We start from the raw sequence: 18,522 nt of genomic DNA, 5'->3' as shown, positions 1-18,522 counted from the left end.
GACGACGACCCGGCCGCCGTCGTGCAGGGCCTGTCCCAGACCCTCGGGTGGCCGGACCTGGCCGAGGCGGCGTTGGCCATCCGGGCCGGCGCGCTCTGGGTGGCGTCCAACGTCGACCTGACCCTGCCCACCGAGCGCGGGCTGCTGCCCGGCAACGGATCGTTCGTGGCCGCGCTGCGGGCGGCCACCGGCGGCGAGCCCCAGGTCGCGGGCAAGCCGGCGCCCGGACTGCTGCGCGACGCCGCGGCCCGCGGCGACTTTCGCGCCCCCCTGGTGGTCGGCGACCGCCTCGACACCGACATCGAGGGCGCCAACGCCGCCTCGGCCAGGTCCGGCCACCCGAGGGTCTGGGACAGGCCCTGCACGACGGCGGCCGGGTCGTCGTCGTAGCTGCGCACCGGGCGCAGTCCGACGGCGGTGACCTCGTCGGCCAGGGCGTCGGTGCCCACGATCAGCACCGGTGCGCCCGGCGGCAATTGGTCGGCCAGCAGCCGGGCGGCGCTTTGCGCGCTGGTGGCGACGTCGTCGGCGACGGCGGTGAAGCCCAGCTCGGTCAGGTGCGCGGCCACCTCCTCGGCGCTGCGCGAGGCGTTGTTGGTGACGAAGTACGCGCGGCTGCGCACCCGCGCCAGCGCCTGCACCGCGCCGTCGGTGGGCCGACGACCGCGAAACATCGTGCCATCCAAATCGATGAGCAGGCAGTCGTATTGCTGCGCAAGGGTTTTGGGTTGTTCGGCGGACATGTCAGCCGAGTTCACTGACCCGGTCTTCGGCGTCGGTGACACCGTCGACGTCCGCGGCGGCGGAGCGCAGGAACCATTGCAGCGCCTCGTCGGCGCGGCCGAGCGCCAGCAGTGTGTCCGCGTAGGCGTAGAACAGCCGCGCCGCCGTGCTGCCGGTGCGGCCCGGATCCAGTTGCGGCGTCGACAACACGGTCAGCGCCTGTTCCAGCTGGCCGAGGTCCGCGCGCGCCCCGGCCGCGACGATGCGCAACTCGTCGGCGTCGTCCCCGGACAGTTCGGCGGCCTCGGGCCCGCGCGCGAGCTCGATCGCCCGCTCCGGGCGGCCAAGTCCGCGTTCGCAATCGGCGATCAGGGCCAGCAGCGGGGACTTGCTGCCCATCCGGCGGGCCGCACGCAGTTCCGCGAGCGCCTGCGACCAGTCGCCGCAGTGGTAGGCGGCGATGCCGACCGCTTCCCGAATGGTGGCGAGCCGGCTGGACCGGGCGCGCGCCGCCCGGGCGTGGCTCAGGGCGGCCTGCGGGTCTTCGTCGAGCAATTCGCCCGCGGCCACCAGGTGGCGCGCCACCGCGTCGGCGGTGGCGCGGTCCAGGGTGCTCAGCTCGCGGCGGATGTCGGGTGCCAGCTGCTTTGCCTCCACTCCGGGCGGTATCGGCGGGCCGTCCTGCGGCGCGCGCTCGGCCTGGCCGTCGCGGCGTCCGGCGCTCTGCGGCTGGACCGGGCGCGCACGGCCCGGACCCGACCAGCCGTTGGATGCCGGCCGCCCCCGCCGTTCGCCGCGCTGCCGTTGCCTGTCGTCGACCACGCTGCCGAGAATACGGGCAGCGCCACGCCTAACTTTGCAGCCGGTTACCCAGCAGGGGCGCAATCACCGCCGGACAGTAGGTCGCGATCGCGACGATGGTGAACCGGCCCGCCATCTCGTACGACATTCCGTTGCCCTCGGCCATCCTGGACGTCACCTCGTCGAACGACCCGCCGGGCTCGAACAGCATCGGGCACACCGACTGCCCCATCGCCATGGTGCTGGTCGGCTGCGTGTAGGCGATCCCGGCGTTCGTCAGCGCCGACAGGAAGGCATTGCCCAGCATGTCCGCGCGGATCGGTGCCGACAGCGTCGCGGCCAGCGCCACCAGGCCGGCGTTCACCCCCAGGATCCGCAGGGCGGTGGACCGCACACGCGTCGCGAAAATCACCGTGACAACAGTGGTCGCCCACGGTCACGTCGACGACACGGGGAGGTAAAGATCTGTGCACGCACGCGTTTTGCGGCGCCCCCCGGCGGCCGGTCGGGCTAGAGCTTTTCGACCCCGGCGACCGTGCGCTTGCCGCGGCGCAGCACCAGCCATTTGCCGTGCAGGAAGTCCGACAGTTGCGGCGCCCATTCCTCGCTCTCGATGCGGACGTTGTTGACCGAGACGCCGCCCTCGCCGAGCGTGCGGCGCGCGGCCTTGCGGCTTTCGGACAGGCCGGTGGCGACCAGCAGGTCCACGATCCCGTCCGGGCCACCGGGTTTGAGCTCGGCGACCGAGGTCTCGCGCAGCGCCGCCGCCAGCGTGGCCTCGTCCAGCCGGTCCAGCTCGCCCTGCCCGAACAGCGCCCGGCTGGCGTGCTCGACGGCCTCGGTGGCCGCCTCGCCGTGCACCAGCACGGTCAGTTCGCGCGCCAGCCGCCGCTGGGCGGCGCGCTGCTGGGGACGCTCGGCGGTCGCCTGTTCCAGCTCGCCGAGCTCGTCGGCGGTCAGGAAGGTGAACCAGCGCAGGTAGCGGACGACGTCGGCGTCGGCGGTATTGAAGAAGTACTGGTACCAGGCGTACGGCGTGGTCAGCGCCGGGTCCAGCCACAGGCTGCCACCGCCGGTGGATTTGCCGAACTTGGTGCCGTCAGCGGCCGTCACCAGCGGCACCGTCAGCGCGTGCACCGAGGCGGACAGCTGCTGGCGCACCAGCCGCACGCCGGCGATGATGTTGCCCCACTGATCGGAGCCGCCGATCTGCAGCGTGCAGCCGTACCGCCGGTGCAGTTCGACGTAGTCGTTGGCCTGCAGGAGCATGTAGCTGAACTCGGTGTAGGAGATGCCGTCGCCGTCGAGGCGCCGCCGCACGGTGTCGCGGTCCAGCATGACGTTGACCGAGAAGTGCTTGCCGAGGTCGCGAAGGAACTCGATCGCCGACAGCGGGCGGGTCCAGTCCAGGTTGTTGACGACGATCGCGCCGGTGGGCGAATCGTCGAAGTCGACGAAGCGCCGCAGCTGTCCGCCGATCCGCTCGGTCCATTCGGCGACGGTGTCGGCCTCGTTGAGGGTGCGCTCGCCGACGTCCCGCGGGTCGCCGATCATGCCGGTGGCCCCGCCGGCGAGCACGATCGGGCGATGGCCGGCGCGCTGGAAGCGGCGCAGCGCCAGCAGGGGCACCAGGTGCCCGGCGTGCAAGCTCGGCGCGGTGGGGTCGAAGCCGGCGTACACCGTCAGCGGCCCGCGCTGCGCTTCGGCGGCCAGCGCATCGAGGTCGGTGGACTGCGCGATCAGGCCGCGCCAGCCCAGCTCGTCGATGATGTTCTCGCCCATGTCCAAGATCCTTTCACCCCAGATCGGTTCGGCTAGTCGCTGGCGCCCGGCGCCGCCGCGCGGGGACTGCGGCGGTAGGCCGAGACCTCCGGGCGCCCGGGCAACCACAACCGCCACGGCCGGTCGGCGGCCTGGCTGACGCCGACCCGGGGGCCGGCCGACGCGGTCAGCGGTTCGTGCAGTTCCAGGCGCACCGGGCTGTCGCGCGCGAACAGGTCGATGCCGTTGTCCTCCATGGTGATTCCCATGGCAGCGCACAGGTTGCCCGGACCGCGCGCCAGCGCCGCGGTGTGCACCAGCTCGCCGCGGCGGGCGCGGGCGACCTCGGTGCCGTCCTCGATGGCGGCGGCCCGCAACAGGACCGCGGCGGCGGTGCCGTCGGGCCCGCAGGACACGTTGGCGCAGACGTGGATCCCGTGGCTGCGGTAGGTGTAAAGCCGCCCCGGGGGCCCGAACATCACGAAGTTGCGGGCCCGCAATCCCTTGTACGAGTGGGCGGCGGCGTCGGGCCACGGACCGTCGGGAACTCCCCCATACGCCTCGACCTCGACGACTATCCCGCTCACGCCCCGCGCGGTCAGGGTGGCGCCCAGGAGCCGGCGCGCAGCCTCGACCGGGTCGACTAACAGCTGGGCCGCAGCCGTGCCTTCGCGAAATCGTCCTCGAGCCTCGACCACATCAGATCCTGAATCCTCTTTTCTTAACCCAACGAACCTACCGGCAGTCCGGACGTGGCAGTATCCCGGTGTCCCGTGACCCCAGGGCCGCGAGAAGGAGCCCACCTGATGCATGCGATCGATCCCGCCGCCACCGCGTGGCTGCTGGCCAGCACCGCACTGGTTCTGTTGATGACCCCCGGCCTGGCCATCTTCTACGGCGGCATGGTCCGCACCACCGGCGTGCTCAACATGATCATGATGAGCTTCATCTCCATACCGCTGGTGACGGTGGCGTGGCTGCTGGTGGGCTACACCATCGCCTTCTCCGAGGACGGGGTCGGCGGACTCGCCGGCAACCTCAGGCATTTCGGCATGCTCGGCATCACCCCCGACACCGTGCACGGCACGGTCCCCGAACTGCTCTTCGCCACGTTCCAGTTGACCTTCGCGATCATCACGGCCGCCCTGGTCAGCGGGGCGATCGCCGACCGCGCCAAGTTCGCCGCCTGGATGGTGTTCGTCCCGGTGTGGACGATCGCGGTGTATTCAATTGTCGCGCACTGGGTTTGGGGGTCCGGCGGTTGGCTGGCCAAGCTCGGCGTGCTCGACTATGCGGGCGGGCTCGTCGTCGAGATCGTCTCCGGGTCTTCGGCGCTGGCGCTGGCGCTGGTGCTCGGGCCGCGCATCGGGTTCAAGAAGGACGCCATGCGGCCGCACAACCTGCCGCTGCTGTTCGTCGGTGTCGGGCTGCTGTGGTTCGGCTGGTTCGGGTTCAACGCCGGTTCCGCCTTGGCCGCCAACGGAACCGCCGCGGCCATCTTCCTCAACACCCTGGTGGCCGGATGCCTGGGCATGCTCGGCTGGCTGTCGGTCGAACAGATCCGCGACGGCCGGCCCACCACGTTCGGTGCGGCGTCGGGAGTGGTCGCCGGCCTGGTCGCCATCACCCCGTCCTGCGGCACCGTCAACACGCTCGGCGCGACCGTCGTCGGACTCGCGGCCGGCGTCGTGTGCGCGTTCGCGGTGGGCGCGAAACTGCGCTTCAACTATGACGATTCGCTCGACGTGGTGGGCGTGCACTTCGTCGGCGGCGTGGTCGGTGTGTCGTTGATCGGCCTGTTCGCCACCGCGGTCATGACGGCGGGCCCGCGGGGCCTGTTCTACGGGGGCGGCTTCGGCCAGTTGGGCAAGCAGGCGCTGGCGATCGCGGTCGTCGCCCTCTACGCGTTCACGATGACGTTCGTGTTGGGCAAGGCGATCGACCGGCTGATCGGATTCCGGGTCAGCGCCGAGGACGAGACCACCGGCGTCGACCTCACCCAGCACGCCGAAACCGCCTACGCCGAAGGCGTGCACGGGCACCTGCCGCAGCGCCGCCCCGCGACCGGCGAGCGCTTCAACTAGGCCCGTCGGCGCGGCGCTAGCGGCCGTGCCAGCCGTTTAAAACTCACTACGGCGACGGAACCGCGACCCCTCGCGCCGTCGTCGGCAGCCCTTGACAACCCGGCGCGACGCGACGATTATTCATCGCATGATGAGTTCATCCCGTGATGAATTAATTGCCGGCCCCGCGGAGCCGGCGGTGCGCATCGATCACCTGCGCGTCATCCGCGGCAAACGCCCGGCCCTGCACGACTTCTCCGTGCAGATCGCCAAGGGCAGCATCACCGGCCTGCTCGGACCGTCGGGCTGCGGCAAGACCACACTGATCCGCTGCATCGTCGGCACCCAGATCCTCACCAAGGGCACCGTCACCGTGCTCGGCAAAACCGCCGGCAGCGCCGAACTGCGCCACCGCGTCGGTTACCTGCCGCAAGACCCGACGATCTACAACGACCTGCGGGTGGTGGACAACGTCCGCTATTTCGCCGCGCTGTACGGGTTCGACGGCCAGGCCGCCGACGCCGCCATCGACCGGGTGGGGTTGACCGATCACCGAACCGCCTTGTGCGCCAACCTCTCCGGGGGTCAGCGCACCCGGGTGTCGCTGGCCTGCGCGCTGGTCTGCCAGCCCGACCTGCTGGTGCTCGACGAGCCGACGGTGGGCCTGGACCCGGTGCTGCGCGCGGATCTCTGGGAGCAGTTCGCCGAACTGGCCCGCGGCGGGACCACGCTGCTGGTCTCCAGCCACGTGATGGACGAGGCCGATCACTGCGGCGACCTGCTGCTGATGCGTGACGGCCGGTTGGTCGCCCACACCACCCCAACCCAACTGCGAGAGGACACCGGATGCACGTCACTGGAGGACGCGTTTCTGTCCATCATCAAGCGCAGCACCATGCGCGAAGCGGGCTGACCCTGCGCGGCTACACCGCGACCACGGCGCGCATCCTGCGCCAGCTCGTCGGCGACCGCCGCAGCGTCGCGATGATCCTGTTGGTGCCGGTCCTGGTGATCACGCTGATGTACTTCATGTTTGAGAACGCCCCGCACCGCCCGGGCGGCCCGACCCCGTTCGACAACGCCTGCCTTATCCTGCTGGGCCTGTTCCCGTTGTTCGTGATGTTCATCATCACCGCGATCACCATGCAACGTGAACGGGCCTCCGGGACGCTGGAGCGCATTCTGACGACGCCGCTGCGGCGCCTCGATCTGCTGATCGCCTACGGCACCGCCTTCTCCGTCGCCGCTGCGGCGCAAGCGATTCTGGCGTGCATCGTCTCGTTCTGGCTGCTGGGTTTCGACACGGCGGGCAGCCCGGTCTGGGTGTTCGTCATCGCGATCGTCAACGCCGTGCTGGGCGTCGGCCTTGGCCTGCTCTGTAGTGCGTTCGCCCGCACCGAGTTTCAGGCCGTGCAGTTCATTCCCCTGGTAATGGTGCCGCAGCTGTTGCTGGCCGGCATCATCGTGCCGCGGGCCCTGATGCCACACTGGCTGCAATGGATCAGCAACGTGCTGCCGGCCAGCTACGCGCTGGAGGCCTTACAGCAGGTGGGTGCCCACCCGGACCTGACGTTCATCGCGGTGCGCGACATCGTCGTGGTGCTGGGCTTCGCCCTGGCGGCGCTGTGCCTGGCCGCGGCCACGCTGCGACGGCGGACGCCCTAGTGGCGATCGCAAGCGCGGCGCAGCCGGGCGCCTGGTGACGGCCACCAGCGCCGGGCGCCGGCGGCGGGGGCGGCCGGCCGGTGTCTCCGACAGCCGCGACCGCATCCTGGCCAGCGCGCGAGAGCTGTTCGCCAGCAAAGGAATCCGTAACACCTCCATACGGGCGGTGGCCGCGGCGGCGGGCGTGGACTCGGCGCTGGTGCACCACTACTTCGGCACCAAGGAGCAGCTGTTCGCCGCGGCCGTGCACATCCCGATCGACCCGATGGAGGTCATCGGCCCGCTACGCGAGGTGCCCGTCGAGGAGCTCGGCTACCGGCTGCCCTCAATGTTGTTGCCGCTGTGGGACTCCGAGATCGGTGCGGCGTTCATCGCCACGCTGCGATCGATCCTGGCCGGTTCGGAAACCAACCTGTTCCGCACCTTCATCGAGGACGTGATCGCCGTCGAAGTCGGCAGCCGCGTGGACAATCCGGCGGGCAGCGGAACCCTGCGCATCCAATTCGTGGCCTCGCAGCTGGTGGGCGTGGTGATGGCGCGCTACATCCTGGCACTGGAGCCGTTCGCGTCGCTGCCGCCCGAGCAGGTCGCCCGGACCATCGCGCCGAACCTGCAGCGCTATCTCACCGGGGATCTGCCGGATGGTCTTGTGCCATGATCCGCGCGTGCTCGTCGTCGCCGACGTCGCGGGCCTCGTCGATCAGCAGCACCGGGATGCCGTCCTCGATGCGGTAGGCGCGCCGCAGCCTCGGGTTGTAGAGCAGTTCCTCGCCGACCAGCACCAGCGGGCCCCGGTCGTCCGGGCACACCAGGATGTCGAGCAATGCCCGGTCAATCATCGTCACCTCGATACACGGCGCTCAATTCCGCCCGCACAGCGGGCGTCAACCTACGGTACTGCTCGCTGGCGGTGTCGAAATACCAAGCCTGGCGCCCGGACTTGGGAATCCCGGCCGCCCGCAGCGCGCTGACGGTGGGACGGTAGGTCGCGCTCAGGTTCATTTCCGGTATGACACACACGATGTCGGGGCCCAGTCCGATCGGCAGGTCCGCGAAGGCTTCGGTCAGATCCGCCGCGGTGATGCTGGCCCCGGGCAACAGCGTCACGGCCGACACCGCGACATCGAGGTTCCCGAACGGCACGTTGTAGGTGACCGCGAGGTCGACACCGTTGATGCACCCCAGCGCGTCGGTGACCGGCTCGGCATAGACCAGGCCGCGCGCGGTGTGCACCACCGAGCCGCGCCGGCCCGCCAGCCAGTAGTCGCCGTCGTCGTCGCGATAGAACAGGTACTCGGTCGATATCCAGGTGTCGCCGGCGGCGAAGACGCCGCGTTTGACCGAGGCGCTCGGATCGATCGGGCCGTTGGAGGCCGCGAGCAGGACCCCGACCTCCTTGGGTGCGGCGATCTGCACGAAGCCGCGTTCGTTCTCCAGGATCAGATCGTGCTCGGCGTCGTAGGCGCCCAGCTCGATGCGCCCGGCGCCCGGCAGCGGTCGGCCCTTGCTGCCGACCTTGGCGCCGGACACGTTGGCCAGCACCGCCTGCCCGTCGGTGGTGGCGAAGAACTCGACGACGTGGGCCGGCGCGAACGCCTCGACGACGCGCCCCCACAGCCCGGTCGGCATGCCGGAACCGATGAACAGCCGCACCGGGTGATTGCCCTGCAGCACGAACGCCGGGTCGTCGACGATCTCGCGGAGCATGGCCCAGGTGTAGGACACCACCGTGACGCCGTACTGGCGCACCTCCTGGACGAATCGGTTCCGGTCCAGGCCCCGCGACAGCGCGATGCGGGTGCCGCCGACCACCGCGCCGCCGAGGCTGACCAGCAACGCCGACTCGTGGTGCAGCGGCGTCAGGCAGTAGACGGTGTCGCGGCGGTCCAGGGCGGCCGTCGAGGCGGTGCCGAAGGCCGACACCGCCCAGCGGTAGTTGGTGATCTGCCTGGCCACCAGTTCGCCGCCGGCCGCGGTGAACGCGATGAACGCCAGGTCCCGGGCCAGTCCCGGGTTGGGGCGATACCAGCCGGGCAGCTCGACGGCGTCCGGGTCGATCTGTTCCATGTCGATGACGTCGGAGTCCTCGGGCAGGTGCAGGTCCCGCGACTCGCCGCCGCCGAGCACCAGCACCTGGCGCAGGCCTTGGCGGTCGGAGCCCAGCACCGCGTCGAGGTTGGTGGGGTCGGTCAGCAGCTCGGTCACTCCCCCGAGCCGCACCGAGGCGGCCAGGTCGGTGTCGGGCCGCATCACCACCGCGATGGCGCCGAGCCGGGACAGCGCGGCGATGGCCACCAGCGCGCTGGGCCGGGTCTCCATCAGCACGCCGACACGATCGCCCTGTCGCACCCCGACGTCGATCAGGCCGCGGACGACGTTGTTGACGCGCCGGTTCACCGCCTCGTAGGTATGCACGCGGCCGTCGAACAGCAGGAATTCGCCCTGCGGGGCGTCGTGGGCCTGCTCTTCGATGATGCGGCCCAGCGAGATTCGGGTGTGGTCGTTGATCTGGCCCAGGCGGACCAGGCGGGGCAGGGTCCGGGCCGTCTCGACGGCGAGGGTGCGCACGGACTTGTTGGCGGCGACGACGGTGTTGGCCGCGCCACGCGCGATGCCCAGCGCCGCTTCGGAGGCCTCCCCGAGGCCGTGCGCGATCCGGGAGCTGAGCGCCACCCCGCTGTCGGTGTGCTCCGCGGGCTGGTCGGCCATCAGGTCGATGCTGGTGGGTTTGTCGCCGCCGGTGGACAGCCACTTCACCCATTCGGCAACCGTCGGCCAACTGTGCTGTGCCGCTTTGGATCCCACGACCAGGCCGAAATGCCCTGTGCGGATGGTGTATTCGTAGACTTCGGCGTTGGGGGCAGCCCGCCGGATGCCGCGCACCGAGGCGGGCTGTCCGATGTCGTCGACCTCGCCGACGAACGCCAGCACGGGGCAGGTGATGTCGGTGAGCGTGACCATCTGGCCGTTGACGGCGAAGCCGCCGGTCATCATCCGGTTGTGGGCGATGAACTGCTTGAGCAGCTCGGAGATCGCCGGACCCGACCACGCGATCCAGCCTTCGCGCTCGAGGAATCGGCGCTGCTGCTCGCGCGGCAGCAGCGCCTCGCGGTCGTGCAGCTGGCGCAGGAAGTCCACCCGCGCCTTGGCGGTCTTGAGCGGGTCGAGCATCTGGAAGCCGGTGCGCGCCATCCAGCTGGGGATCGCCAGCCGGCTGAAGACGTGGTCGGCCATGAAATTGGCGGCGGGCGCCGCGAAATTCGCCGGGATGCCCATGGGCAGCGCGGCCAGCGTGTCCACCGGCGAACCAAAGGTGACGATGCTGGCGAGGGCCTTGGAACGCCGGTAGGCGGCGACCTGGTAACACCACATCCCGCCCTGGGAGTAGCCGACCAGGTGCACGTCGCTGCCGGTCACATCCTTGACGGTGTCGATGGCCTGGCCGAGCGCGACGATGTGGTCGGCCAGGGTGCGCCGCATGCCGCCTTCGACCTTGTCCGGCTCGCCGAAGTCGATGACCCAGGGGTCGATGCCCTGGGCGTGCAGGATGCCCACCGCGCCTTCCTCGCGCGTGACGTCCCACATGTCCGCCGACATCATCATCGGGTGCACCATCAGCACCGGCGGCCCGGCGGGTGACGGGCCGCGCCGGCCGTCCGGCGGAAAATACCGCCGCAGCTTGTACATCGGCACGCTCTCGACGATCTGCGACGGCGACGGCACGCTACCGGTTTCCAGGCCCCCCAGTCGCAAGACCTCCAGCCCGTTCTGCGCGGTAGCGATCAACCGCTCGACCGGTCGTGTGACCATCGAAAAATTGAGATCCACTGCTGCTCCCTGAGTCTTGACAGCTTGGACATCATGGCACATCAGGGCAGCTAGAAAGGCGGTGGTTCCCGTTAGAACGGTGGTGGATCCTCGTCGAACCCGTGCGTGGTGGGCCAGGCGTGGTTCGCCGGTGGGGCCGCTCGGGCCAGGCGTGCGTCGCGGTTGTGGCGGCGTTCGGTGGCCACGCGCGCGGCGCGGTCCTGGGCGCGGGTGCGGCGGCGTTTGGGCATCATCGCCGTCCGGTCGGCGCAGTAGTCGCGGGGCGGGTCGGCTTCGGTGGCCGATATCGCGCCGGTGGGCACGCACAGGCTGGGGAAGAGCGCGCTGCCCGGGGTGGTGACGTAAGTGTGTCCCGCCGGTGAGGTCAGGATCAGGGTGCCGTCGGGCAGCTGCTGTTCGCGCCAGCCCCAAAACGTCTTGACCAAATGATGGGTGCGGCACAGCGCCTTGAGGTTCGACGCATGCGTCGGCCCGCCGTCGGCGTACGGGATCGTATGGTCGAGGTCGCAGTCCGTGGCCGGGCGGTCGCAGCCGGGCCAGCGGCAGGTCAGGTCCCGGCACCGCACGAAATCGGCCAGCGCTTTCGAAGGGATGTAGCCGTGCTCGGGGGCGGCCTCGCCGGGGTGGATCAGCGGGGAGAGTTTGGCCGTGGCGGCCAACTCGGCGACCAGTTCGGGGGCGATGAGCCCGTCGGCGCCCAGCTCTGATGCCGGCGCCTTACCCACCCCGTCCAGCACCGAGCGCTCGGCGATCACGTGGATTACCACCGGACTCGGCGCGGGTCGTTTGCCGGCCGCGCAGTCGGCGCGCCCGCAGCGGCAGCCCAGCCGGTCCGCCCCGCATGCCAACGCTCCCAAGGCATCGGCGCGGCGCTGGTCACGGCTACGCGGGTCGTGCTCGCATACCGTGCCCGCCAACGCAGTCAACCGCCGGTCCAGCGCATGGGCGTCCGGGGTGAGCAGGCTGGCGTGAATCTCCGCGATGCCCCCGACACCATCGGCGATACAGACCTCCCGGTCTGCCACGAACTCCTTGCGTCGCCGCACCGCATCCGCATCGGCCATGGCCACGATCTTGTCTATCTGCGCGCCGAGCCGTCCGCGGGTCATCGACGGCCACCGCGCCAAGTTGGCGGCCAGCGCCGCGTCCACCGCCGCCAGCACTTCCACGTCCTCAATCAAATCGGTGCGGAACACGATCGTCTGGAACATCAAATATCCGATGTCGCCGGCCCTGAAGACCGCGCCCACCTTCGGCAACCGTTCCCGCATCGCCCGCGCGTAGCGCAACCGGCTCGCGGCCAACCCCTGACTGATCCGCAAGGCCGCGGCCACCTCGGCGGCCGCCGCCGCCTCGGTGTCGACCGCCCAGTCCTCGGTCTCCGAACACCGCGACAACCGGTAGGCGAACAACTTGCCGATCGCGACCAGCTGGGCGGCCGCGGCCCGGTTCTCTGCGCGCGCCGACCCGCAGATGTCGTCGATCAACGCCCTCGACTCCCCCGTGGTCGACGGATAATGCCGCTCGAACTGCCCATCGAACCGCGCGATGACTTCTTCGAACATACGTGCGATCATGCCACCGGCCACCGACAACTTCAGTCATCGCCGGCGAACCACTGTTGAGCTGCGCAGACGGCGCCTATCCTGCCCCCATGGCGTCGAGCGTGTCGGGCAAGGTCGCATTCATCACCGGCGGAGCGTCGGGCATCGGCGCAGCGCTGGCCACCAAGTTGGTCGACGGCGGCGCGCAGGTCTGGCTCGCCGATCGCCAGCTCGAGGCGGCCCAGCGGCTGGCACAGCGCCTCGGCGGCGGCAAGGCCCACGCGATCGAGCTCGACGTCCGCAGCTACCCCGCGTTCGAGGACGCGGTCGCCCAGGCCGTGCAGCGCTCCGGGCGGATCGACTACCTGTTCAACAACGCCGGCATCGGCGTCGGCGGTGAGGTCGACTCCTACAGCCTCGAGGACTGGAACGACGTCCTGGCCGTCAACCTGCACGGTGTCGTGCACGGCATCCAGGCCGTGTATCCGATCATGATCCGGCAGCGCTCGGGCCACATCGTGAACACGGCGTCGATGGCCGGTCTGCTGGCCGGCCCCGGCACCGTCAGCTACACCGCCTCCAAGCACGCCGTCGTCGCACTGTCGAAGGCGCTGCGGCTGGAGGCCGAACGCCACAACGTCAAGGTGTCCGTGCTGTGTCCGGGCGCCATCCGCACCCCGATCCTCACCGGCGGCGTCTACGGCCGGATGAACAATACGGGCGCCAGCGACGAGGACATCCTCAAAGCCTGGGAGCCGACGCGGCCGATGGCGCCGGAGAAATTCGCCGATCGTGTCCTGCGTGCCGTGCTGCGCGGCGACGCCATCGTCATCGTGCCGGCGTGGTGGAAGGCGCTGTGGTACCTGGAGCGCCTGTCGCCGACCATTTCGATGCAGGTGGGACGACTCGTGCTCAAACGCCTGCGCGAATTGGGTTCCCGCGCTTCGTGATCCGTCGGCCGCCGGCGAAAGCGGAGTCCGCCGATTCGTCGTCGCGACCTGCGCTCCTTAAGGCACGCTGAGAACCAGCTGCGAACCCGTTTGCGCAGCATGACGCCGGGTACACAGCCGATGCGCTTCGGTCGCGACGCGTCGTCGGGACCTCCTCGGTTGAAAGACACAGCTGGGCGCTTCCCAGTTTTCTGGGCGGCTTTGGCGACCGTTACTGCACCCACAGTGCGGATGCCGAAGCCCGCCGGGACCGTGTTTCCTTCCAGCCCGAAGGCGAGGTCGCTTGATGGATACGACGACGGAATCGCTCGGCGAGCGACAAGCCACCGACCGTTCGATCTACGAAATCAGCCCGGGCCGGTAACCGCCGGCCCGGGGATACGCGCGCGAGAAAGGGAGACAGATGTTGTTGCTGGGCAACGGCGGACGGCAAAAGGGCCGCACCGCCGGCGACGGACTCGGCGAGGTCCAACATTTGGCCGGGCGAGCGTTATACGACGTCGCGCACGGCCGTTTCGAACGCTCGCTGTCCGGTCTGACCGCCATCGCGGCAATGGTCACGACGGCCGAAATCTACTTCGAGCACTACAAAGCGAGCTTCGGCGACAAATGGATGTGGAGCCCCATCGTCGTGACGCCGCCCGTGGTCGTCGCCGGCATCGGCGGCGTGTTCTCCCGGCGCTGGGCGAAGCTCTGGCTGCCCATCACCGCGGGCATCTACACGGCCAACGGCCTGATGGGCGAATACCTGCACGCGCGCGGGGTCGCGCGCAAGCCGGGCGGGTGGAAGAACGCCTCCTACAACGTGCCGATGGGGCCTCCGATCGCGGCGCCGGGATTGATGTGCATGGTCGGCGGGATGGGGCTATTGGCGTCGATCCTGCGCCGCGAACGGTTCCGGGATTAGGGAGCTGGGATTCCCGAGATGGCCAACACCGCACGCCCCGACCACCTGCCCAACCTGCGCCCCGACGGCAAACCACCGCACCCGTCCTGGCTGCCCAAGCAGCGGCGCGGCGTCACGCCGCAGATGATCGGGCGCTACCCCGACTACGACGTGCTCGAGACCGCCGACAACTGGGACGAGGCCACCCGCAAGGTGGTGCTGGCCCGCCTGGAACCGCCTGGGCCGCTGCGGTTTTTCACCGCCGAAGAGGAGCCGTGCCTGCGCGCGTTCTGCGACACGGTGCTCGCGCAGGACGTCGAACCGCGGGTGCCGGCGGCCGAGTCGGTGGACTCCAAGCTCGCCGACGGGCGCCTCGACGGCTACCAGTACGCCGACATGCCCGACGACCGCGACACCTGGCGGCTGGTGCTGCGCGGGCTCGATGAGACGGCGAGGAACCACTACGGCGCAACCTCTTTCGCCGACGCCGATATCACCACCCGCGAGGCGATCATCGACAAACTCTCCCAGGCCGACCTGCAGGGCGGGGCGTGGCAGAGCCTGAACGTCAAGCGGGCGTGGTCGGTGTGCATGCGAATGACGTTGTCGGGCTTCTACTCCCACCCGTGGGCGTGGAACGAGATCGGGTTCGGCGGCCCGGCCTACCCGCGCGGCTTCATGCGCCTCGGCGGCGCCACCGGTCCGGCCGCCGCGCGCGAACCGTACGAGACCCGCGGCGCCACCGACGAGGACCCGGTGCAAATCGTGAACAACGGGGAGCTGTGATGGGCGACTTCTTGCGGGGTCTGTTCAAGGGCGCGGTCGGACCGAAGGACAACGACTCGCGGTTCCTGCTCGACGTGCACACCCGCGATCTACCGGGCGAAAAGACCATGCGGCGCTACGCCGATGACGACGAGGTCGATTTGGTGGTCGTCGGTGCCGGGGCCGGTGGCTCGGTGCTCGCGCAGCGGCTGGCCCGCGAGGGCTGGCGGGTGGTGATCCTGGAAGCCGGCCCGTTCTGGCATCCCGACGAGGACTGGGTGTCCGACGAGGCCGGATCGCACGCGCTGTACTGGACACAGAAACGCATCATCGGCGGCGACGACCCGATCGAGTTGGGCAAGAACAACTCCGGGCGCGGGGTGGGCGGCTCGATGGTGCACTACGCCGGATACACCCCGCGGTTTCACCCCAGCGACTTCGAGACCTACACCCGCGACGGGGTCGGGGCGGACTGGCCCATCCGCTACGAGGACATCCGCCGCCACTACGAGCAGGTCGAGCTCGAGCTGCCGGTGGCCGGCCAGAATTGGCCCTGGGGCGATCCGCATCGCTATCCCTTTGCGCCGCATCCCATTTCGGGTGCCGCCGCCAAGATCTGGCGGGGGGCGCTCAAGCTCGGCATCGAGATGCGGGTCGGGCCCGTCGGCATCGTCAACGGCACCTTCGGCAATCGCCCGCACTGCATCTACCGCGGCTACTGCCTGCAGGGCTGCAAGGTCAACGCGAAGGCCAGCCCGTACGTCACGCACCTGCCCGACGCGCTGGCCCATGCCGTGGAGATCCGCGCCAACTGTATGGCCTCGCGCGTCGAGCTGGACGAGAGCGGCACCGCCCGCGGCGTGGTCTACTACGACGAGGTGGGCGGCAAGGAGCGGCTGCAACGCGCCAAAGTGGTTGCCATAGCCGGGTATTCGATCGAGACACCGCGGCTGCTGTTGAACTCGGCCAGGGACCGCTTCCCGAACGGGTTGGGTAACAACGACGACCAGGTCGGGCGCTATGTGATGGTTCAGGGCGCCACCCAGTCCGCGGGCCGGTGGTCCGAGGAGGTGCGGATGTACAAGGCGCCGCCCCCGGAGGTGACCTCCGAACAGTTCTACGAGACCGACCAATCCCGTGGCTTCGCCCGCGGCTTCGCCATCCAGACCGTATCGCCGTTGCCCATCGGCTGGGCCGAACACGTGCTGGCCGAGGGGCACTGGGGCCGCGCGATGCGGGAGTACATGCGCGATTACAACCACTGGGCGACCGTCGGCGTGCTCAACGAGCTGCTGCCGCTGCCGGACAATCGCGTGACGCTGGCCTCTGGGGATGAAGCGAAGGACCCCTACGGCATCCCGGTGGCCCGGTTCGACTACACGCTGTGCGACAACGACAAGGCCAACATGGCCTACTCCACCAAGGTGATCGGCGACATCCTGCACGCCGCCGACGCCCAGGACGTGCTCACCATCCAGCGCTTCGCCCACCTGATCGGTGGCGCCCGGATGGGCACCAGCCCGGACAATTCGGTCGTCGACTCCGATCAGCGCGTGTGGGGCGTCCCGAACCTGTTTCTGGCCGATGGCTCGGTGTGTCCCACGCAGGGCTCGGCGAACCCGGCGCTGACCATCATGGCGCTGGCCTCGCGGCTCGCCGAACGGTTGGCCGGCGGGAAGATCGATACCACTGCGGGACGGAGGTCGGAGGCGAGAGCCCGTGGCTGACCGAACGATCGACGTCGAGACGACCTTCGCCCCCCGGGTGCTGCGTGAGTACGCGTTGCTCGCAGACGGCGAGCGCGGCGCACTGATCGGGCCGCAGGGCGACATCGCGTGGATGTGCGCGCCGCACTGGGATTCCGACGCCGTCTTCTCCAATCTCATTGGCGGCGGCGGGGTTTACGCGATCACGCCGACCGACGTCTGGCACGTGTGGGGCGGCTATTATGAGCCGGGCACCCTGATCTGGCGCAACCGCTGGATCACCCGCGACGGCACCGTGGAATGCCGTGAGGCGCTGGCCTTTCCGGGCGACCCCGACCGGGTGGTGCTGCTGCGCCGCCTCACGGTGTGCCGCGGGACGGCGCGGGTGCGGGTGCTGCTGGCGCCGGGCGCGGGGTTCGGCAAACACGGCCTCGGCCAGCCGTCCTGCGAGGACGGCGTGTGGAGCGGCCGCTCGGGCCGGTTGCGCTGGCGGTGGCTGGCCGGCTGCCAGGCCCGCGTCGTCAAGGCCTCGCACGACAGGAGCGAGCTGCTCACCTGCGAGATCACCCTCGAGGACGGCCGGCACCACGACCTGGTGCTGGAGCTGTCCGAACGCGCGCTGCCCGAGCGGCCGCCGGACCCCGACCTGGCCTGGGACGCCACCGCGGCCGCCTGGCAGCGCAGCGTGCCCCGGCTGAACTGCACCATCGCCGCGCGCGACGGCAGCCACTCCTACGCGGTGCTGCGCGGCCTGACCAGCAGCGGGGGCGGCATGGTGGCCGCCGCCACCATGAGCCTGCCCGAACGCGCGCACACCAACCAGAACTACGACTACCGCTACGCCTGGATCCGCGACCAGGTGTACGCCGGCATGGCCGCCGCCGCCGTCGGCACCACCGAACTGCTGGACCGGGCGGTCGAATTCGTCGGCGCCCGGCTGCTCGAGGACGGCCCCGACCTCAAGCCCGCCTACACCGTCACCGGCGGCGCGGTGCCCGGCGAGGAGACGCTCGACCTGCCCGGCTATCCCGGCGGCTCGGACAAGGTCGGCAACTGGGTCAACCAGCAGTTCCAGCTCGACGTCTTCGGTGAGGCGCTGCAGTTGCTGGCCAAGGCGGGTGCCGCCGACCGGCTCGACGCCGAGGGGTGGCGCGCGGTGCAGACCGCCATCCGGGCCATCGAAAAGCGTTGGCGTGAACCGGATGCCGGGGTGTGGGAAATCGAGAACGAGCACTGGACGCAGTCCCGGCTGGCCTGTGTGGCCGGGCTGCGCGCCGTCGCCAAGCTGGCCGGCGCCGGGCCAGAGGTCACCGCGTGCGCTTCCCTGGCCGACGCGATCCTGGCCGACACCGCGTCGAGCAGCCTGCACCCGCACGGCTACTGGCAGCGCAGCCCGCGGCTGACGGGGGTGGACGCGTCGTTGCTGCTGCCGCCGGTGCGCGGCGCCGTGCCCGCCGACGACCCCCGCACCCGGGCCACCCTGGACGCCGTTCGCCGCGAACTCACCGAGGACGGGTTCGTCTATCGCTTCCGGCACGACGAGCGCGAGCTCGGCGACGCCGAGGGCGCCTTCCTGCTCTGCGGATTCATGATGGCGCTGGCCGAACACCAACTGGGCCACGGCGATTGCGCCATGCGCTGGTTCGAACGCAACCGCGCCGCGTGCGGCCCGCCGGGGCTGTTCTGCGAGGAGTACGACGTGCGGCAGCGCCAGCTGCGCGGCAACCTGCCCCAGGCGTTCGCGCACGCCCTGATGCTCGAATGCACGGCCATCCTCACCGACGACGACGCCCACCATCAGTGACAACTCCGACCGAGCGAAAGGCAGTT

The 18,522-nt window shown here is 70.1% G+C and carries 17 protein-coding genes and 1 pseudogene; 10 read left to right on the top strand and 8 right to left on the bottom strand.

The features are described 5' to 3' along the window. Positions 1–21 precede the first annotated feature (21 nt). The gene (locus A5624_RS27670; RefSeq protein ID WP_369827507.1) at positions 22–390 is read left to right on the top strand and encodes an HAD hydrolase-like protein; all 369 of its coding nucleotides are present in this window, start codon (positions 22–24) and stop codon (positions 388–390) included. Here A5624_RS27670 and A5624_RS21145 read toward each other — a convergent pair. The 5 genes and pseudogenes from A5624_RS21145 to A5624_RS21125 form a co-directional block, all read right to left on the bottom strand. Continuing rightward, positions 309–743 (bottom strand): annotated as a pseudogene (locus A5624_RS21145) (HAD-IIA family hydrolase); the annotation flags it as partial. The gene A5624_RS27670 and the pseudogene A5624_RS21145 sit on opposite strands and share 82 nt — an antisense overlap. A gap of 1 nt (position 744) precedes the next feature. Then, positions 745–1,545, bottom strand: coding sequence for a tetratricopeptide repeat protein (locus tag A5624_RS21140; protein ID WP_232002298.1), 801 nt, complete (start codon positions 1,543–1,545; stop codon positions 745–747). A 28-nt stretch (positions 1,546–1,573) separates the two neighbouring features. Beyond that, positions 1,574–1,936, bottom strand: coding sequence for a DUF732 domain-containing protein (locus A5624_RS21135; RefSeq protein WP_066870543.1), 363 nt, complete (start codon positions 1,934–1,936; stop codon positions 1,574–1,576). 98 nt (positions 1,937–2,034) lie between these two features. Further along, a complete protein-coding gene (gene tyrS, locus A5624_RS21130) occupies positions 2,035–3,306 on the bottom strand; it encodes a tyrosine--tRNA ligase (RefSeq protein ID WP_066870540.1) in 1,272 nt (423 codons plus the stop codon). 32 nt (positions 3,307–3,338) lie between these two features. After that, a complete protein-coding gene (locus A5624_RS21125) occupies positions 3,339–3,983 on the bottom strand; it encodes a DNA-3-methyladenine glycosylase (RefSeq protein WP_066870537.1) in 645 nt (214 codons plus the stop codon). A gap of 108 nt (positions 3,984–4,091) precedes the next feature. Here A5624_RS21125 and A5624_RS21120 point away from each other — a divergent pair, with 108 nt between their 5' ends. The 4 genes from A5624_RS21120 to A5624_RS21105 all read left to right on the top strand — a co-directional run bounded on the left by A5624_RS21120 (position 4,092) and on the right by A5624_RS21105 (position 7,671). Further along, positions 4,092–5,369: an ammonium transporter gene (locus tag A5624_RS21120; RefSeq protein ID WP_066870534.1), complete on the top strand. Its 1,278-nt coding sequence runs from the start codon at positions 4,092–4,094 to the stop codon at positions 5,367–5,369. A gap of 127 nt (positions 5,370–5,496) precedes the next feature. Beyond that, entirely contained in the window at positions 5,497–6,261 is a 765-nt protein-coding gene (locus tag A5624_RS21115) for an ABC transporter ATP-binding protein (protein ID WP_066870531.1), read from the top strand. Positions 6,262–6,263: 2 nt separating this feature from the next. Further along, entirely contained in the window at positions 6,264–7,013 is a 750-nt protein-coding gene (locus A5624_RS21110; RefSeq protein ID WP_232002299.1) for an ABC transporter permease, read from the top strand. 34 nt (positions 7,014–7,047) lie between these two features. Further along, positions 7,048–7,671: a TetR family transcriptional regulator gene (locus A5624_RS21105; RefSeq protein WP_066870525.1), complete on the top strand. Its 624-nt coding sequence runs from the start codon at positions 7,048–7,050 to the stop codon at positions 7,669–7,671. On the opposite strand, the gene A5624_RS21100 is transcribed toward A5624_RS21105, so the two are convergent. The 3 genes from A5624_RS21100 to A5624_RS21090 are packed head-to-tail and all read right to left on the bottom strand — an operon-like array spanning position 7,637 to position 12,406. After that, entirely contained in the window at positions 7,637–7,852 is a 216-nt protein-coding gene (locus tag A5624_RS21100; RefSeq protein WP_066870523.1) for a Trm112 family protein, read from the bottom strand. The genes A5624_RS21105 and A5624_RS21100 overlap by 35 nt on opposite strands. Beyond that, a complete protein-coding gene (locus tag A5624_RS21095) occupies positions 7,845–10,883 on the bottom strand; it encodes an acyl-CoA synthetase (protein WP_156749111.1) in 3,039 nt (1,012 codons plus the stop codon). Before A5624_RS21095 ends, A5624_RS21100 begins: the two co-directional genes overlap by 8 nt. Positions 10,884–10,912: 29 nt before the next feature. Continuing rightward, complete coding sequence (locus A5624_RS21090) at positions 10,913–12,406, bottom strand: HNH endonuclease signature motif containing protein (RefSeq protein ID WP_066870517.1); 1,494 nt, start codon at positions 12,404–12,406, stop codon at positions 10,913–10,915. An 89-nt stretch (positions 12,407–12,495) separates the two neighbouring features. Here A5624_RS21090 and A5624_RS21085 point away from each other — a divergent pair, with 89 nt between their 5' ends. From A5624_RS21085 to A5624_RS21065, 5 genes are all read left to right on the top strand, one after another. Continuing rightward, complete coding sequence (locus tag A5624_RS21085) at positions 12,496–13,335, top strand: SDR family oxidoreductase (RefSeq protein WP_066870515.1); 840 nt, start codon at positions 12,496–12,498, stop codon at positions 13,333–13,335. Positions 13,336–13,738: 403 nt separating this feature from the next. Next, entirely contained in the window at positions 13,739–14,242 is a 504-nt protein-coding gene (locus A5624_RS21080) for a hypothetical protein (RefSeq protein ID WP_066870512.1), read from the top strand. Positions 14,243–14,260: 18 nt separating this feature from the next. After that, on the top strand, positions 14,261–15,007 hold the full coding sequence (locus A5624_RS21075) for a gluconate 2-dehydrogenase subunit 3 family protein (protein ID WP_066870509.1): 747 nt from the start codon (positions 14,261–14,263) through the stop codon (positions 15,005–15,007). After that, positions 15,007–16,713 carry a GMC family oxidoreductase gene (locus tag A5624_RS21070; protein ID WP_066870506.1) on the top strand — a complete coding sequence of 569 codons (1,707 nt, stop codon included), beginning with the start codon at positions 15,007–15,009 and terminating at the stop codon, positions 16,711–16,713. Before A5624_RS21075 ends, A5624_RS21070 begins: the two co-directional genes overlap by 1 nt. Beyond that, on the top strand, positions 16,706–18,496 hold the full coding sequence (locus A5624_RS21065) for a glycoside hydrolase family 15 protein (RefSeq protein ID WP_066870503.1): 1,791 nt from the start codon (positions 16,706–16,708) through the stop codon (positions 18,494–18,496). Before A5624_RS21070 ends, A5624_RS21065 begins: the two co-directional genes overlap by 8 nt. The last annotated feature ends 26 nt before the right edge of the window (positions 18,497–18,522 follow it).

This window comes from Mycobacterium sp. 1482292.6 (assembly GCF_001672995.1).
Classification (GTDB): domain Bacteria; phylum Actinomycetota; class Actinomycetes; order Mycobacteriales; family Mycobacteriaceae; genus Mycobacterium; species Mycobacterium europaeum_A.
The sequence above is the reverse complement of the archived record's forward strand: the minus strand, read 5'-3'. Positions and strand labels throughout refer to the sequence as shown.

Coding starts and splice junctions, on each gene's coding strand:
- tyrS (WP_066870540.1), bottom strand. CDS start 3,306: ATGGGCGAGAACATCATCGACGAGCTGGGCTGGCGCGGCCTGATCGCG.
- A5624_RS21120 (WP_066870534.1), top strand. CDS start 4,092: ATGCATGCGATCGATCCCGCCGCCACCGCGTGGCTGCTGGCCAGCACC.
- A5624_RS21115 (WP_066870531.1), top strand. CDS start 5,497: ATGATGAGTTCATCCCGTGATGAATTAATTGCCGGCCCCGCGGAGCCG.
- A5624_RS21100 (WP_066870523.1), bottom strand. CDS start 7,852: ATGATTGACCGGGCATTGCTCGACATCCTGGTGTGCCCGGACGACCGG.
- A5624_RS21095 (WP_156749111.1), bottom strand. CDS start 10,883: ATGTGCCATGATGTCCAAGCTGTCAAGACTCAGGGAGCAGCAGTGGAT.
- A5624_RS21090 (WP_066870517.1), bottom strand. CDS start 12,406: ATGTTCGAAGAAGTCATCGCGCGGTTCGATGGGCAGTTCGAGCGGCAT.
- A5624_RS21085 (WP_066870515.1), top strand. CDS start 12,496: ATGGCGTCGAGCGTGTCGGGCAAGGTCGCATTCATCACCGGCGGAGCG.
- A5624_RS21080 (WP_066870512.1), top strand. CDS start 13,739: ATGTTGTTGCTGGGCAACGGCGGACGGCAAAAGGGCCGCACCGCCGGC.
- A5624_RS21075 (WP_066870509.1), top strand. CDS start 14,261: ATGGCCAACACCGCACGCCCCGACCACCTGCCCAACCTGCGCCCCGAC.
- A5624_RS21070 (WP_066870506.1), top strand. CDS start 15,007: ATGGGCGACTTCTTGCGGGGTCTGTTCAAGGGCGCGGTCGGACCGAAG.